Origin of the sequence: Pedobacter rhizosphaerae, assembly GCF_900111155.1 — a bacterium.
In the GTDB taxonomy this organism is placed as follows: Bacteria; Bacteroidota; Bacteroidia; order Sphingobacteriales; family Sphingobacteriaceae; genus Pedobacter; species Pedobacter rhizosphaerae.
Genome location: NZ_FOGG01000001.1, coordinates 186,473 through 200,502 on the forward strand (window position 1 = coordinate 186,473; position 14,030 = coordinate 200,502).

Consider the following 14,030-nt stretch of genomic DNA (forward strand, 5'->3'; position numbering starts at 1 on the left):
TTTATTTTAATGCGTTAAAGAAATTAAATTCTGTCCTCAGCAGATACATGTTTTTAGTGTAACGGCCATCCATATTTCCAGCTGCCTGAAAACGGTAACCTAAATCGATCCGGGTGGTGCTGTTGATAATCATTTGTATAGCCGGAGCAATATCTAAATAAGACTGCCCACTACTCGGATCAGTTTTTCCCAGTAATTCCATGTAAACGTTAAAATTGGGCTGGTTGTAATCTTTGTAAACCACAGGTAAAACCAGATATCCTGAAGATAGGCTGTAAGAAAACATATTGCGCGGCTGAGGCATACCCACTTGTTGTCTGTCTATATTTTCAAAGGCGTGCGCATAGCCCAATGTGCTCGAAAGGGCCAGTTTGTGTAATAACTGGGTGAAGATTACACCTCCTTGTACTCCGCTATTATCGCCTTCTAAATTGATATCACGCGTATAGGTTGGGCGCTTACTGGTGCTGATTCTTCCGAAAGCAGCTGCTCTGAAATGACTTTGAGCCTCATCTAACGAAAGAAACCGGTATTTGGCATACAAACTTCCGCCCTCTAAGCGGTACTTACCATCCATATCTGAGAGAAAAGCCTGAGCATGCATCATGAGGTTTTTGTTAAAACCAAACATGACCTCAGGAATAGTTCGGCTTACAAAATCAGGGTTGTTAAACATCCCTTCATTGGTAATTCTTACCCCGATAGATTTGGTTGGCATATTGCTGGCGGGTTCGGTAAAAACGTAAAGTTCTTGCGCAAAACCTTTAGTAAAAGCACTGATGCTGATCAATGCCAATACGATAATCCGCTTCATGATTAAGAAATAACTAAATGATAAATACGGGTTTTCTTGCCATTTACTACTCCGGTACCATTGGCATAAGCATCAGATTTAATGGAAGCTGATTGTTTTTTAAATGAAGACCCTGAAATGAAATCTTTATCTACTACACTTGCTTTTACCGTTCCGTTAAGCGTTTTATTTTTTGCATTTACAAAGCGGTAAACTGTGCCATCAACAACTGCCTGACCTTTGTCATCTACTTTAACCTGATCAAAATTGAAGTTTGCGGTTAAGCCACCAACAGAAAAACCTGCATCCTGAACTTTTTTACGTACCAGATCCAGATTGATGTCTTTATCCTGTTTGAATGTTAAAATAAAGACGTTTTTGTTTAGATCAGGTTTAATTGAGCTGATGAAATCTAAGGTTTGCAGCGATTTTTGAGTAGCATTTGAACACATAGAACAAGTTAAACCTGTTACTTGTAAATCTGCCGTGGTAATTTTTTGAGCCGATACACTAACGGCGAAGAAAAGCATTAGAATGCTGAATATTTTTAAAGTTTTCATGATTTTTTAGATTAGAATTAAAAATTGAGCCTCTCAGGTATTGAACTTCCAATAACTGCAGGCAAAACTGAATGCTGAACAAAGTCGAGCATAGGGAGATTTAAAATCCTAATTCCTAAAAATACAATTGAAAATGTGAAGGGGGATGCGTGACGATAAGGGCGGGGCCTTATTGGTAATTTTGCTGAAAAACCGGGGCGTAATTCCCTTTACGAAATCTAAAACAGGCGGATGAATGAAAACCTGAATAGAAAAGAGTTTAGGAAGCTCAGTTTTAGCCTCAATTTGGTGGCTGTCTTTAACTTTTACCGTAAGATGGGTGTTTTTGCAGCAGCCATCATCTTTCTTTTCGGCAGGAATTTCTTTACAGAATTTGCAGGAAACTTCATTGCTGAAAAGTTTAACGTTGGCTAATTTTCCGCCACAGAAATGAAAACTCAGGGCCAAACCCATTACACTAACCGCATAGAATACGGCCAAATAAAGGGCTATTTTTTGTCTCAGTTTCATTTATACAAAGGTAAAGCAAAATATGTGGAATTACAGTGTCATTTATTTAATGAATTTCATTTTTTAGCTTAATTTAGCCTCAAACACAATCAAATGAAGAAATTAATTCTATTCATCTGCACTTTTTCTGTGCTGAATGCCTTTGCTGCAAAGCCAAAATATCAGTATGTGCGCATCAAAACAGCCTTAGGCGAATGCATTGTTAGGCTTTATAACGAAACACCGCTCCACAGAGATAATTTTCTAAAACTAACCAAGGAAGGCTATTATAATGGAACCCTTTTTCACAGGGTAATTAAGGATTTTATGATTCAGGGGGGGGATCCTGATTCTAAAAATGCTAAGCCCGATTCCCTATTGGGTGAAGGCGGTCCAAAATATACCATCCCAGCCGAATTTAATGATAGCCTGTTCCACAAGAAAGGGGTATTGGCTGCGGCGCGGGAAGGGGATATGGTAAACCCGGCCAAGGCATCCAGTGGTAGTCAGTTTTATTTAGTAAAAGGGAAGGTTTTTACCGATGAGCAGTTGAATAGCCTGGAGGCGAAAAGATTGAAGTTTAAAATCCCAGATTGGCAACGGAAGGTTTACACTACCATTGGTGGAACACCTCACCTGGATCGAAATTATACTGTTTATGGAGAAATTGTAGAGGGTTTGGCACTGGTAGATCTCGTATCAGTAGTAGAAACCAATAAGAATGACAGACCGAAAACGGATGTGAGCATGGAAATTACCATTTTAAAGAAACGTGAAGTTCGAAAGCTGGAAAAACGACTCCTGCAGCAGTCATTTAAGGAGAAGTTGATTATGAAATCTTAGAAGAGGTCTAAAATGAAAATCATTTCTTATAATGTGAACGGGATCCGTTCGGCGAGTACAAAGAATTTTTTCGGATGGCTACAGGCAACCAATGCCGATATGGTTTGCCTTCAGGAGGTAAAAGCTTTACCTGTTCAAATCCCAGAAATTATTGCCCTGATAGAGCAATTGGGGTATCATCACTATTGGTTTCCTGCAGAGAAAAAGGGATACAGTGGTGTGGCTATATTAACCCGAATTAAACCCAACCACGTTGAATATGGCTGCGGTGAAGAGTGGATTGATCGGGAAGGCCGGATTCTCCGGGCAGATTTCAACGATTTTTCCTTAATGAGCCTATATATGCCCTCGGGATCCAGTGGTGAAGAACGACAGGCAAAAAAGTATGCCTTTATGAGTTTCTTCGATGTATATATAGGCAATCTGAGGAAAGAATTTCCCAATCTTATTGTGAGTGGTGATTATAATATTTGCCATACTGCTATAGATATTCATAATCCGAAATCTAATGCAAACTCTTCAGGTTTTTTGCCAGAGGAAAGAGAATGGATGCAATTGTTTCTGGATAATGGTTTTATAGATACCTTTCGTTATTTCAATAAAGACCCACACCACTATACCTGGTGGAGTTTTAGAGCAGGATCAAGAGGGAAAAACTTAGGTTGGCGTATTGATTACCACCTGGCTACGCATCCCATGGAAGCAAGGTTAAAAAATGTGAAAATTCTCCCTGATGCCGTACATTCAGATCATTGTCCGGTGTTGCTGGAGTTGGTTTGATGAAAGAGGGGTGAAGGCCCAACTGAAAGCACACATGAATGATGAAATGGTTTAAGGCGAATGGTTAAAGGTCTGGGTGCAGACAGGGTTTTCTTACCTTCCTTAATGGTGAAAAAAAGGACAATTATCCCTGAATTTTGCCTGCCACAATAAAACCGAACAGAATAAAAACAGGCAAATTGTAACATTAATCCCTTGCTCCTCGTTTTAATTGGGCACTGCTTTTGCAGCCATAAGGGAGGGTTATTGTAAATCCTGATTAGAAAAAAGATAAACATAAAGTTTAAATGGATAGCTTTAAGATATATGCACAAAAAGACATCGACCAATTAATTCTTCGCCGGGAAGGTGAGGTTAAGTTGGGCGAGAAGGTAGCGTTGTGTGCGGTTAGTGAAAACGATTCGCTACCAATGGCATTAGAGAAGTTAACGCTTTCTTCTGCAAAATTTGTGCTCTTAGGCATTCCAGAAGATATTGGTGTTAGGGCCAACGGTGGCATTGCGGGGGCTTCATCAGCCTGGAAGACAAGTTTGACGGCCTTTTTGAATATTCAGAGTAATCGCTTTTTAACCGGAGCGGAAATAATGATATTGGGGCATTTCGAAATTAATGAGCCCTTGGCCGATGATTTAACGGAACTCAGAAATAAGGTTGCTCAAATAGATGCCTTGGTTTACCCTGTGATTCAAAAGATTGTGGCTGCAGGGAAAGTTCCAATCGTTATAGGAGGAGGTCATAATAACTCTTTTCCAATCATAAAAGGCACTTCATTAGCCCTGAAGAAAGCTATTGATGTTTTTAATGTTGATGCCCATGCAGATTTGCGTGAGCAGGAGGGTAGACACAGTGGAAACGGATTTACCTATGCTTTAAGCGGTGGTTATTTAGACCACTACTTTATGTATGGCCTGCATCAGAATTACAACAATGAAGCTATCCTGTCGCGTATTGATCGTGATGAACACCTGCACGCAGCTTTTTTTGAAGATATTTTGGCTGGATCGGAAAATGAAAACTTTTGGGGGGCCTGGAAAGACCGAACAACTATTGGTTTGGAGATCGATTTAGACAGCATTCAAAATGTACTTTCAAGCGCAGAAACACCCTCGGGGTTTGCGGCAAATGATATCCGGAAATTGATCATGACCACAGAAAATAAATTCGCCTACATGCATATTAGCGAAGGAGCAACCAGAATGTTGGATGGGAGAGTGAGTAGGTTAACTTCGAAACTAATATCCTATTTGATTAGTGATTTTGTTAAAACGCAATAAGCTTTAAGCACTAAAGATGCTCGTCCTCATACTTTTCGCCCGCTTTTAGCATCAGGGCGATCTGCTTTTTGTCGGCCTCAGTAAGTTCTTCTTTTTCTTGAAGCTCAAAAAGGGCAACCATGTTTTCTTCGTATTGTTTCTCTGTTTTGATAACGATTTCTTTTTCCATGATTTCTTAAAAAGCTATTGTATTAGTTGGTGTTAGGCAAAGATCTAAACGGACGTCGTTTGCATTAATATCGTCTATTTTATCAATTGCAGGGAACAAAGATACACCTATTTTTTGAGCATTTTTCAAGGGTTCCAAAAAGCGATCGTAAAAGCCTTTTCCGTAACCTACACGGTATCCTTGCTGGTCGAAAGCGAGTAAGGGTACTAAAACCATATCTATTTCACCATCGTGGATTTTACCCTTTTCCGGCTCCAGGATATTGTAAATGCTTTTCTTCAGGTCCTGATCACCCAAATATTCGTGGTGGGTAAGCAAGGCCGTTTCAAAATCGGCTTTAGGTACAATAATTTTTATTTCTGGATGATTTTGCTCAAGCCACTCAATAAATAAAAAGGTATTGGGTTCTTTCTTTTCGGTTATAGGTAGGAAAACGTGTACCGTTTTAACACCATTAAAGCCCAATAGCGTAAACTGACGGAGCAATCCGTCGTTGTACAACTGGTATTGCTCTTCGGTTAATGAATCCCTTTGTTCTGAGGAAACTTTCCTGATCTGATTTTTAAGCATGGCGTTAATTTTCTTGTTCAGTTATAACAAGCGATGCTTCGCCTTGTTTGAGTAATTTTGGTTAAAAGAAAAGCCTTTGGGTTTAAGTCAAAGGCTTTTCTTTTAATTATTGAATGATAGAATTAGGAATGAGAGATTGGGGTTTCCAGCTTACTCATTCGATCCTAAATACTAAATGTTATTATTTTACACGTTCTACGTACTCACCTGTACGGGTATCAATTTTAAGTTTATCGCCTACGTTAACAAACATAGGTACTTTAATCTCTACGCCGTTTTCCAATGTTGCACTTTTTTGTGCGTTGGTAGCGGTATCTGCTTTAACTGCTGGTTCAGAATAAGTCACTTCTAACTCGGTAAAGTTAGGGAGCTGAGCCATAATAGGTTCTTCACTTTCTACAGATACAATTACGCTCATTCCTTCTTTCAGGAATCTGATTGCTGGTCCGAACAAAGCTTTTTCTACATTAATTTGCTCGTAGGTAACGTTATCCATCACCACTAAATAATCACCATCTTCATAAAGATATTGGTAATCATTAGTTTCTACGCGGCAGATTTCTACTTGCTCGTCGGTATTCATACGCGCCTCTACAATTTTGCCTGTTTTAATGTTGCGAAGTTTGCCAACATAAAATGCGCCTCCTTTACCTGGAGTACGGTGGATAAATTCTTCTACGGTTACTAATTCGCCGTTTAGGCGTAAGATATTTCCGTTTTTTACATCTGATGCTTTTGCCATAATTATAATCAAAACGGCTTTTGGTTATCTCGCCTATTTTGGGTTTGGCAAAGGTAAAATTATTTTAATAAAAATGCACGACCAATTTGGTTGCGTATTGTGCCCCGTGGTCCGTGGCCCACGGACCAGCTATGTGTGAGGGGGGTGACTTCCTTTCTATTTAAAGCGTCTCCAATGCTATTAAGTTAAGCTAAATGCTGTCTGAGCTTGTCGAAGACATTCTTAATAAGTTGAAAACTAAAATGGATTGTCCTTCGACAGGCTACTACTATTGACGTTATTTTGTAACTACTTATTAGTAAGATGTTTAGTTCGATATATGTTCCCATATTTTCTAGTCGTAGCGTTTCGCTACAACTTAATAATTTCTCTTTTCCTCGCCGCCGGAAGGGCTCGTACCTTTTTCTTGGCAAAAAGGTACCCAAACCGAGCCTTAGCGAGCTCATGAATGCCATTGAAAACAATGTGTACTAATGAATAAAGCCAAGGCTTGCATCCTTTCTTGGCTAGAAGCATCCGAATGCCATTAGCGGTAATAAGAGGCTTAGACCTTTGCACTTTAGGCCAGCCCTCGCTGCTTATTCCCTTGAACAGTGGGGACCCCTTTGAAACTGCAAGCATTCGACTGTCCTATCCTGCGAAATGCTGCTAGGCCGGGGTCGTACTTGGCATTGATAGTGCTTTATTAACGGCAGTTAGCATGGCGCATAACCCTCGGTGGTCGTCATTCCCTCGCAGGAGGGAATCTTGATGCGGTTTTAGGATATGAAAGTGTCTTCGGCGGCGGCGAGCCGGGGAAAGACTGTCTAGCAGGGTAAAAAAATGTCCCTTATATTGATTTGTTTGAAATAAATTATTCCTCAGGATGACAATCCATTTTAGTTTTCTCCTTAAGTTAATAGTATTGATGGTGCTTCAAACCCCTGGTCCGTGGCTCACGGACCAGCATTAAAAAGTAGAGGAGTTGCCGGGGCGAGGTTCGCTTCTTTGTTATGTAAATAAGGAAGCCGTGTTAATTTTGGTTTTCTAAGGAGACTTAGGGGGTAAAATAAAAAAAAGCCTCCCAGTGTTGTTGGAAGGCTTTCGTTATGATGATAAATGTTATTTTACGCGCTCAATGTAATCACCGGTTCGGGTATCCACTTTAACTTTGTCTCCCTGATTAACAAACATGGGTACTCTAATTTCTACGCCGGTTTCTACCGTAGCATATTTTAGTGCACTGGTTGAAGTATCGCCCTTCACTGCAGGTTCGGTGTAAGTAATTTCCAGTTCAACTGTATTTGGTGTTTGCGCCATAATAGGCTCCTCGCTTTCGAATGCAATTACGACATTCATGCCTTCCTTTAAGAACTTGATAGATGGGCCAAAGAGTAGTTTAGGGATATTATATTGCTCGAAGGTGTTGTTATCCATTACCACTAAGAAATCGCCATCCTCGTAGAGGTATTGATAGTCGCTGGTTTCTACACGGCATATAGTCACCTCTTCATCGGTACGGAAACGGTACTCGACCAGTTTACCTGTTTTAACGTTTCTCATTTTGGCCTGATAAAAGGCCCGTAAGTTTCCAGGGGTACGGTGTAAAAATTCTTCCACGCTCACCAAATCTCCGTTAAAACGAAGAACATTTCCTGTTTTCACTTCTGATGCTTTTGCCATGTTTTATCTTCTATTTCGTTTTGCTAATTAAGGGCACAAAGTTAAAAACTATTTTTAAAAGATTTATCTGGCGCTAATGGTGAATATCGGGGTTTGTGGGGGTGTTCGGGTTATAAAAGGATATTAAAAAAGAAATGCCTTCGGGAACCACTCCGAAGGCATAATCAACCTAAACCTCAAACTAAACTATGAAAAAAATCTTTTCCCTTTCGGGTATATATTGTTTCTACCGCAGTAGAATTTTAATCATTCTTTAAAGAGAAAAATATTAAATTTTGTTCCCCTTTTTCGTGCCGCAAAGGTAAGAAGAATATTTTAATTGCAAAATAATTATTTAAAAAATAATTTTTAATACAATAGGATGACAAAAGATGGTGTTTTTGGTAGAATTTTGTCGTTGTAATTTATTTAAAATCAGCTATTTGGAGTTGGATGGTGCAAAAGTCATACTCATGTATCTGGTTAGACCCAATAATTGTCAGCTTGTTTTTGGCGAATTTCTCTATCAGCTCGCGGTACCAATCAATCCCTTGAACGTCTAAATTGCTGGTAGGTTCATCTAAAAATAAGATTGGAGTAGAGGAGCAACAGGCCAATGCAAGCTTCGTTCGCTGCTTCATACCAGAAGAAAAGTACTTAATTTCTTTGTTTGCAGATTTCTCCAAACCTAAAATGGAAATGAGTTCTTTCGCATTGAGACCAGCCGTAAATGGTTTAAACTTAAAGTGAAAGTCGATAATTTCTCTAAGCGTAAATGTTTCTACCAGTTCGAGGTAAGGTGCAGCCAGGCTAATGTGTTTGTATATCTGTTCTACTTCAATTTCCTGGTCCTGGAAAAACTTAATTTTTCCCTCAGAAGGCGAGAGGTTCCCGGTTAATATGCTGATTAAGGTTGATTTTCCAGATCCATTGGGGCCTAATATAGCATAGCTGTTGCCAGAAACAAATTCGGTACTGATGTTTCTGAATATCCATTCTTTATTGAATCTCCTGCCGACCTCTGCTAAGCTAATCCTCATTTTGTTGCAATCTGGGTATTATAATTCTTTAGCCATGCATACGCTGTTATCAACACCAACGTATTGGCCATAATTGGGTGTTATTTTATAACCTGATTTTTGATAGAGCGCTATGGCTTCGGGTTGTTTCTTGCCGGTTTCGAGCACGCATTGGGAATGGCCGAGTACCTTAGCCCATGTTTCCAGTTCGCCCAATATCTGTGCGGCAATGCCTTGTTTTCTGTAATCCGGGTGCACAAACATTCTTTTCGCTTCCACAGATTGATCTGCAAAGGGTTTTATTGCGCCACACCCAACCGGAATATCATTTTGATAAGCAACGACCACCTCTTTTATGGCATCAATCTTATTAAATTGGGCGTAAAAGGAGTGGTCGTCACCATCTCTAACCGCTAAATCTTTATCCAGCAAGGTTACCAATGTTCTAAAATCGGCATTGTCTGAATTTGTTCTGATCAGCGTTAGCGTACTCATATGTATTTAAGATTTATGATACTGTTGGAGACAGGTTAGCTACCCATCCCGAAGCCCTTCATCACCCCGCGGTTTGAATTGCGGATGAAATCTACAATTTCATCACGGATTTCCGTTGGTTTAAATTCAGCTTCGATCATATCTAGTGCTTTGGTTACGTTATTGTGTTTAACGAAAAGCACCCGGTAAATTTCCTGTATCTCGTCAATTTGTTCGTTGGTAAAACCTCTTCTACGTAACCCAACAGAGTTGATTCCTGCATAAGAAAGCGGTTCGCGCGCTGCCTTTACATAAGGAGGAACATCTTTACGTACCAATGAACCACCGGTCACAAAAGCATAAGAACCCACCTTTACAAACTGGTGAATGGCCACTAAGCCAGCCAGTACCACGTTGTTTCCAATAGTGATGTGCCCGGCAAGTGTAGTACTGTTAGAAAAAATACAGTTATTACCTACTTCGCAATCGTGAGCAATGTGCGAATAAGCCTGAATTAAGCAGTTACTGCCAATAACGGTTTTCCATTTGTCTTTTGTTCCACGGTTAATGGTTACGCATTCGCGGATGGTTGTATTGTCGCCAATTTCAGCAGTAGTTACTTCCCCTGCAAACTTAAGATCCTGAGGTTCTCCAGAAATTACCGCTCCAGGAAATATGCGACAGTTTTTACCAATTCTTGCTCCATCCATGATGGTTACATTGGATCCAATCCAGGTTCCCTCGCCAATTACCACATCTTTATGTATCACTACAAAAGGTTCGATAACTACGTTTTCGGCAATTTTTGCCTGAGGATGTATATATGCTAATGGTTGTATCATTATTGAGCGGTTTCGGGTTGTTTAACTTTAGAGATCTGGGCCATCATTTCTGCTTCTACGACGATTTTTTCGCCCACCATACCAACGCCTTTCATTTGGGCAATGCCTCTTCTGATTGGCTCGAGCAGGTCGCAGCGGAAAACAATGGTATCGCCCGGTAAAACCTGGGCCCTAAAGCGTACGTTATCTATTTTTAAGAAATAGGTTAAATAGTTTTGCGGATCCGGAACGGTACAAAGCACCAAAATCCCACCAACTTGAGCCATGGCTTCAATCTGAATCACACCAGGAAAAACTGGTGCCCCAGGAAAATGGCCCTTGAAGAACTCTTCGTTCATGGTTACGTTTTTAACGCCAACAACATGGTTTTTAGAGAGTTCAAGAATTTTATCTACAAATAAGAAGGGTTGGCGGTGGGGTAAAATCTCCATAATCTGTACCACATCCATAATTGGCTTTGCACTCGGATCGTAAACCTTTTGCACTTTCTTGTTTTTTTCTTTTTTGATAGCAGCTTTAATTTTTTTAGCAAAAGCTACGTTTGCCGCGTGACCCGGACGAGCGGCCATGATATGTCCTTTTAAGTGCATGCCTACCAAAGCCAAATCGCCAATCATATCCAATAGTTTATGTCGGGCAGGTTCATTTTGGTAGCGAAGCTCCATGTTGTTTAAAATTCCCTGAGGAGCAACATCAATATCCTTACGGTTAAATAGCTTGGCCAAATGGTTCAGCTCATCTTTAGTTACTTCTTTATCAACAATTACGATCGCATTGTTTAAATCGCCGCCCTTAATCAGGTTGTGCGATAACTGATATTCTAATTCATGTAAAAAGCAGAAGGTACGGCAAGAAGCAATCTCTTTTTTGAATTCTGCAATGGTATTAATTCCGGCGTGTTGGCTTCCCAAAACCGGAGAGTTATAATCAATCATGCAGGTAAAGCGATAATCGTCCAAAGGCATGGCTACGATTTCTACTTTTCTGTCTGCTTCCGTATAAGTAATGTTATGAGGGATAGTGAAGTACTCCCTGTCTGCATTTTGCTCTTCCGCTCCAGCTTCTTCCAAAAGATCTATAAACTGGATAGAGCTGCCGTCCATAATTGGCGTTTCAGGTCCATCAAGTTGTATTAAAACGTTATCCAGATCCATTCCGATCAAAGAAGCCATAACGTGTTCTACCGTGCTTACGCTCGCGCCATTTTGAGTAATGGTAGTACCCCTGGAGGTATCAGTAACATTATCCGCATCGGCATCAATAATCGGCATACCTTCTAAATCGGTACGTTGAAACTTAAAGCCGTGATTTTCTGGTGCGGGGCAAAAGGTAAGGGTAACATTTGCACCTGTGTGTAAGCCTACTCCAGATGCAGAGATTTCTCTTTTAATCGTTTTTTGTCTAACGTTCATTGTGTATTGTATTCTTTTCCAGTTCAGATGTGAGCCTTTTCAATTCTTGTTCGAGCGCATTTATTCTTTTTTCTACATCAGGAAGGTGCTTAAAGATAACGGAGGCACGCATCCAGTTGCGTAATGGCTGTGCAGGGCTGCCATGCCATTGTTTGTCTTCTTCGGTGATATTGAAGTTTATTCCGGCCTGGGCACCTATCTGTGTTCCTTTAGCTAAGCTTAAATGCCCGGCAATGCCTACTTGTCCACCTATAACGCTATTTGGCCCCACTTTGGTACTTCCGGAAATGCCTGATTGAGCGGCTAAAACGGTGTTTTCTCCAATTTCAACATTGTGTGCAACCTGGATAAGATTATCCATTTTTGCGCCTTTTTTGATAATGGTAGAACCCATTGTGGCGCGGTCGACAGTGGTGTTGGCCCCAATTTCAACATCATCCTCTATAATAACATTACCTATTTGAGGGATTTTATTGTAGGTTCCATCTTTTTGTGGTGCAAACCCAAAGCCGTCACTACCAATTACGGTATTGGCATGAATAATTACCTTATTGCCAATTTGTGAATTGTGATAAATTTTCACTCCAGGAAAAAACACACAATTTTCTCCAATTTTACTGTTGGCCCCTATATAGGTTTGCGTATTGATTTTACTGTTGTCGCCAATAATAACATTTTCGGCTACATAAGCGAAAGCATCAATAAATACATTTTTACCTATTTGTGCGGTAGGATGTACGTAGGCCAGTTTATCAACACCAGATTGGCTATCCTGAGCATTTACTGCTTCGTTATACTTATCCAACAGAATGGTAAATGCACTGTATGGGTTTTCAACACGAATTAATGTGCTGGTAAATTTTTGAGTTGGGGCAAAATCCTTAGATACAATAACAGCCGAAGCCTGAGTAGAATACAAAAAGTTTTCATACTTGGGGTTCGACAAGAAGGATAAAGAACCCTTTTTTCCGTCTTCTATCTTAGAAAGTTCTGTAACAGCAACATCAGGGTCGCCATCAATGGTACCGTTTAAAAACTCGCTTATCTGCTTGGCAGTAAATTGCATCGTACAAAGGTATATGTTAAATTGATATGAACAAAAAAACCTACAAAGGTTATTCATGGTGTATTGAATACAATAATAAGACTTAAAACGGGGTTGAAAGTCAATTATTTTGTTAAATAACCTTAAATTCCCCTAGGGTAGCACAGAATATATTTTTCTACTGTTTTCTGTAAAGATTCCAGGTTCGATAAATCTGAAGCTTTGGCAATATCTACGATATCGTTATTTTTCATCAATATTTTGATATTACCTACTCCGGCATTATAGGCCCTGTTTTGTATAGAATCGGCAAAAACAAAGTATTTGGCTTCTTCAGCAGTAATGTCTAACAAATCTACCACCGCATCCTTAAGAAAGGCGATTCTATCATCATCTGTTTTCTGATTGCCCATTTCAACCCTGTACAGGTTGCGCGAGGTAAGCATTTTGCAGAGTGTAGCAAGAATCTTATCCGGATGTTGTACCCAAACTTTAACAGCGGCATAAATATCCTGGTCATCCAGATTGGTGAAATGAGCTAAGTTCTCCTGCTGGCTAAAGAAGTTTTTTTCGTTAATATTATTTTTTAAGAAGTGATTTAAGGAAGGTGCGGCAAACAACTCTTCGCCCTTAGCGGCTAAATACTTGGCCCGCTCCAATAGCTTAACCAAAATCATTTCTCCGGCAATTACTGTTTTATGGAGGTAAACCTGCCAGTACATCAGCCTTCGGGCAATTAAAAATTTTTCTATCGAATAAATGCCTTTTTCTTCAATAACCAGGTCATCATCAAATACATTGAACATTTTGATAATCCGGTCAAAACTGATTACCCCTTCGCTCACCCCTGTAAAAAAGCTATCCCGGTTAAGGTAATCCATTCGATCTAAGTCTAACTGCCCGGAAATTAACTGATGAAGAAACTTTTTAGGATAGGTGCCATTAAAAACCTGAATGGCATGTGTTAATTTCCCCTCAAAATGATCGTTCAGCTCATGCATTAATTTGGAAGAAATATCTTCGTGGCGGATTCCCGTTACTAAAGAGTGTTCCAGTGCATGAGAAAAAGGCCCGTGTCCTATGTCATGTAGTAAAATGGCTAATATTGCCGCTTCCTCTTCACCTTCGGTAATGTGATGACCTTTGCTGCGGAGTATTTCTACCGCGAGGCCCATCAAATGCATGGCACCTAAAGCATGATGAAAACGGGTATGCAGGGCTCCCGGATATACCAGGTGGGTCATTCCAAGTTGCTTGATGTAGCGCAAACGCTGAAAATACGGATGCGATATGACATCATACACTAAGGCCGATGGAATACTGATAAACCCATACACAGGGTCGTTAATGATTTTCTTCTTGTTCAATCGTTAAAAA

Annotated in this window: 16 protein-coding genes; 3 read left to right on the forward strand and 13 right to left on the reverse strand. The window is 40.1% G+C overall.

Going from position 1 to position 14,030, the window contains the following annotated elements:
• Window position 1 precedes the first annotated feature (1 nt).
• From BMX11_RS00785 to BMX11_RS00795, 3 genes are all read right to left on the reverse strand, one after another.
• Window positions 2–814 carry a hypothetical protein gene (locus BMX11_RS00785; protein ID WP_090879869.1) on the reverse strand — a complete coding sequence of 271 codons (813 nt, stop codon included), beginning with the start codon at window positions 812–814 and terminating at the stop codon, window positions 2–4.
• A gap of 2 nt (window positions 815–816) precedes the next feature.
• Window positions 817–1,353, reverse strand: coding sequence for a heavy-metal-associated domain-containing protein (locus BMX11_RS00790; protein WP_090879872.1), 537 nt, complete (start codon window positions 1,351–1,353; stop codon window positions 817–819).
• Between the two features lie 108 nt (window positions 1,354–1,461).
• Window positions 1,462–1,863 (reverse strand): HYC_CC_PP family protein, encoded by a 402-nt coding sequence (locus tag BMX11_RS00795; protein WP_090879875.1) that lies wholly within the window; start codon window positions 1,861–1,863, stop codon window positions 1,462–1,464.
• 93 nt (window positions 1,864–1,956) lie between these two features.
• Here BMX11_RS00795 and BMX11_RS00800 point away from each other — a divergent pair, with 93 nt between their 5' ends.
• From BMX11_RS00800 to BMX11_RS00810, 3 genes are all read left to right on the forward strand, one after another.
• A complete protein-coding gene (locus BMX11_RS00800; protein WP_090879878.1) occupies window positions 1,957–2,685 on the forward strand; it encodes a peptidylprolyl isomerase in 729 nt (242 codons plus the stop codon).
• Window positions 2,686–2,697: 12 nt separating this feature from the next.
• Window positions 2,698–3,465 (forward strand): exodeoxyribonuclease III, encoded by a 768-nt coding sequence (locus BMX11_RS00805; protein ID WP_090879880.1) that lies wholly within the window; start codon window positions 2,698–2,700, stop codon window positions 3,463–3,465.
• Window positions 3,466–3,752: 287 nt separating this feature from the next.
• Window positions 3,753–4,739 (forward strand): formimidoylglutamase, encoded by a 987-nt coding sequence (locus BMX11_RS00810; RefSeq protein WP_090879884.1) that lies wholly within the window; start codon window positions 3,753–3,755, stop codon window positions 4,737–4,739.
• Window positions 4,740–4,749: 10 nt separating this feature from the next.
• Here the strand turns inward: BMX11_RS00810 and BMX11_RS24195 are convergent, their stop codons facing one another.
• From BMX11_RS24195 to BMX11_RS00860, 10 genes are all read right to left on the reverse strand, one after another.
• Window positions 4,750–4,908, reverse strand: coding sequence for a hypothetical protein (locus BMX11_RS24195; RefSeq protein ID WP_175474436.1), 159 nt, complete (start codon window positions 4,906–4,908; stop codon window positions 4,750–4,752).
• Window positions 4,909–4,914: 6 nt separating this feature from the next.
• Window positions 4,915–5,478: a 5-formyltetrahydrofolate cyclo-ligase gene (locus BMX11_RS00815; protein ID WP_090879887.1), complete on the reverse strand. Its 564-nt coding sequence runs from the start codon at window positions 5,476–5,478 to the stop codon at window positions 4,915–4,917.
• 181 nt (window positions 5,479–5,659) lie between these two features.
• Window positions 5,660–6,220 (reverse strand): elongation factor P, encoded by a 561-nt coding sequence (gene efp / locus BMX11_RS00820; RefSeq protein WP_090879891.1) that lies wholly within the window; start codon window positions 6,218–6,220, stop codon window positions 5,660–5,662.
• A gap of 1,101 nt (window positions 6,221–7,321) precedes the next feature.
• On the reverse strand, window positions 7,322–7,882 hold the full coding sequence (gene efp / locus BMX11_RS00830; RefSeq protein ID WP_090879896.1) for an elongation factor P: 561 nt from the start codon (window positions 7,880–7,882) through the stop codon (window positions 7,322–7,324).
• A 404-nt stretch (window positions 7,883–8,286) separates the two neighbouring features.
• Complete coding sequence (locus BMX11_RS00835) at window positions 8,287–8,901, reverse strand: ABC transporter ATP-binding protein (RefSeq protein ID WP_090879899.1); 615 nt, start codon at window positions 8,899–8,901, stop codon at window positions 8,287–8,289.
• An 18-nt stretch (window positions 8,902–8,919) separates the two neighbouring features.
• Window positions 8,920–9,375: a GNAT family N-acetyltransferase gene (locus BMX11_RS00840; RefSeq protein ID WP_090879902.1), complete on the reverse strand. Its 456-nt coding sequence runs from the start codon at window positions 9,373–9,375 to the stop codon at window positions 8,920–8,922.
• Window positions 9,376–9,410: 35 nt separating this feature from the next.
• Window positions 9,411–10,196, reverse strand: a complete 786-nt coding sequence (lpxA, locus tag BMX11_RS00845; RefSeq protein ID WP_010599175.1) for an acyl-ACP--UDP-N-acetylglucosamine O-acyltransferase — start codon at window positions 10,194–10,196, stop codon at window positions 9,411–9,413.
• Window positions 10,196–11,608, reverse strand: coding sequence for a bifunctional UDP-3-O-[3-hydroxymyristoyl] N-acetylglucosamine deacetylase/3-hydroxyacyl-ACP dehydratase (locus tag BMX11_RS00850; RefSeq protein ID WP_090879904.1), 1,413 nt, complete (start codon window positions 11,606–11,608; stop codon window positions 10,196–10,198). Before BMX11_RS00850 ends, lpxA begins: the two co-directional genes overlap by 1 nt.
• A complete protein-coding gene (lpxD, locus tag BMX11_RS00855) occupies window positions 11,598–12,674 on the reverse strand; it encodes a UDP-3-O-(3-hydroxymyristoyl)glucosamine N-acyltransferase (protein WP_090879907.1) in 1,077 nt (358 codons plus the stop codon). Before lpxD ends, BMX11_RS00850 begins: the two co-directional genes overlap by 11 nt.
• Window positions 12,675–12,796: 122 nt before the next feature.
• A complete protein-coding gene (locus BMX11_RS00860; protein WP_090879910.1) occupies window positions 12,797–14,020 on the reverse strand; it encodes an HD domain-containing protein in 1,224 nt (407 codons plus the stop codon).
• Window positions 14,021–14,030 lie beyond the last annotated feature (10 nt).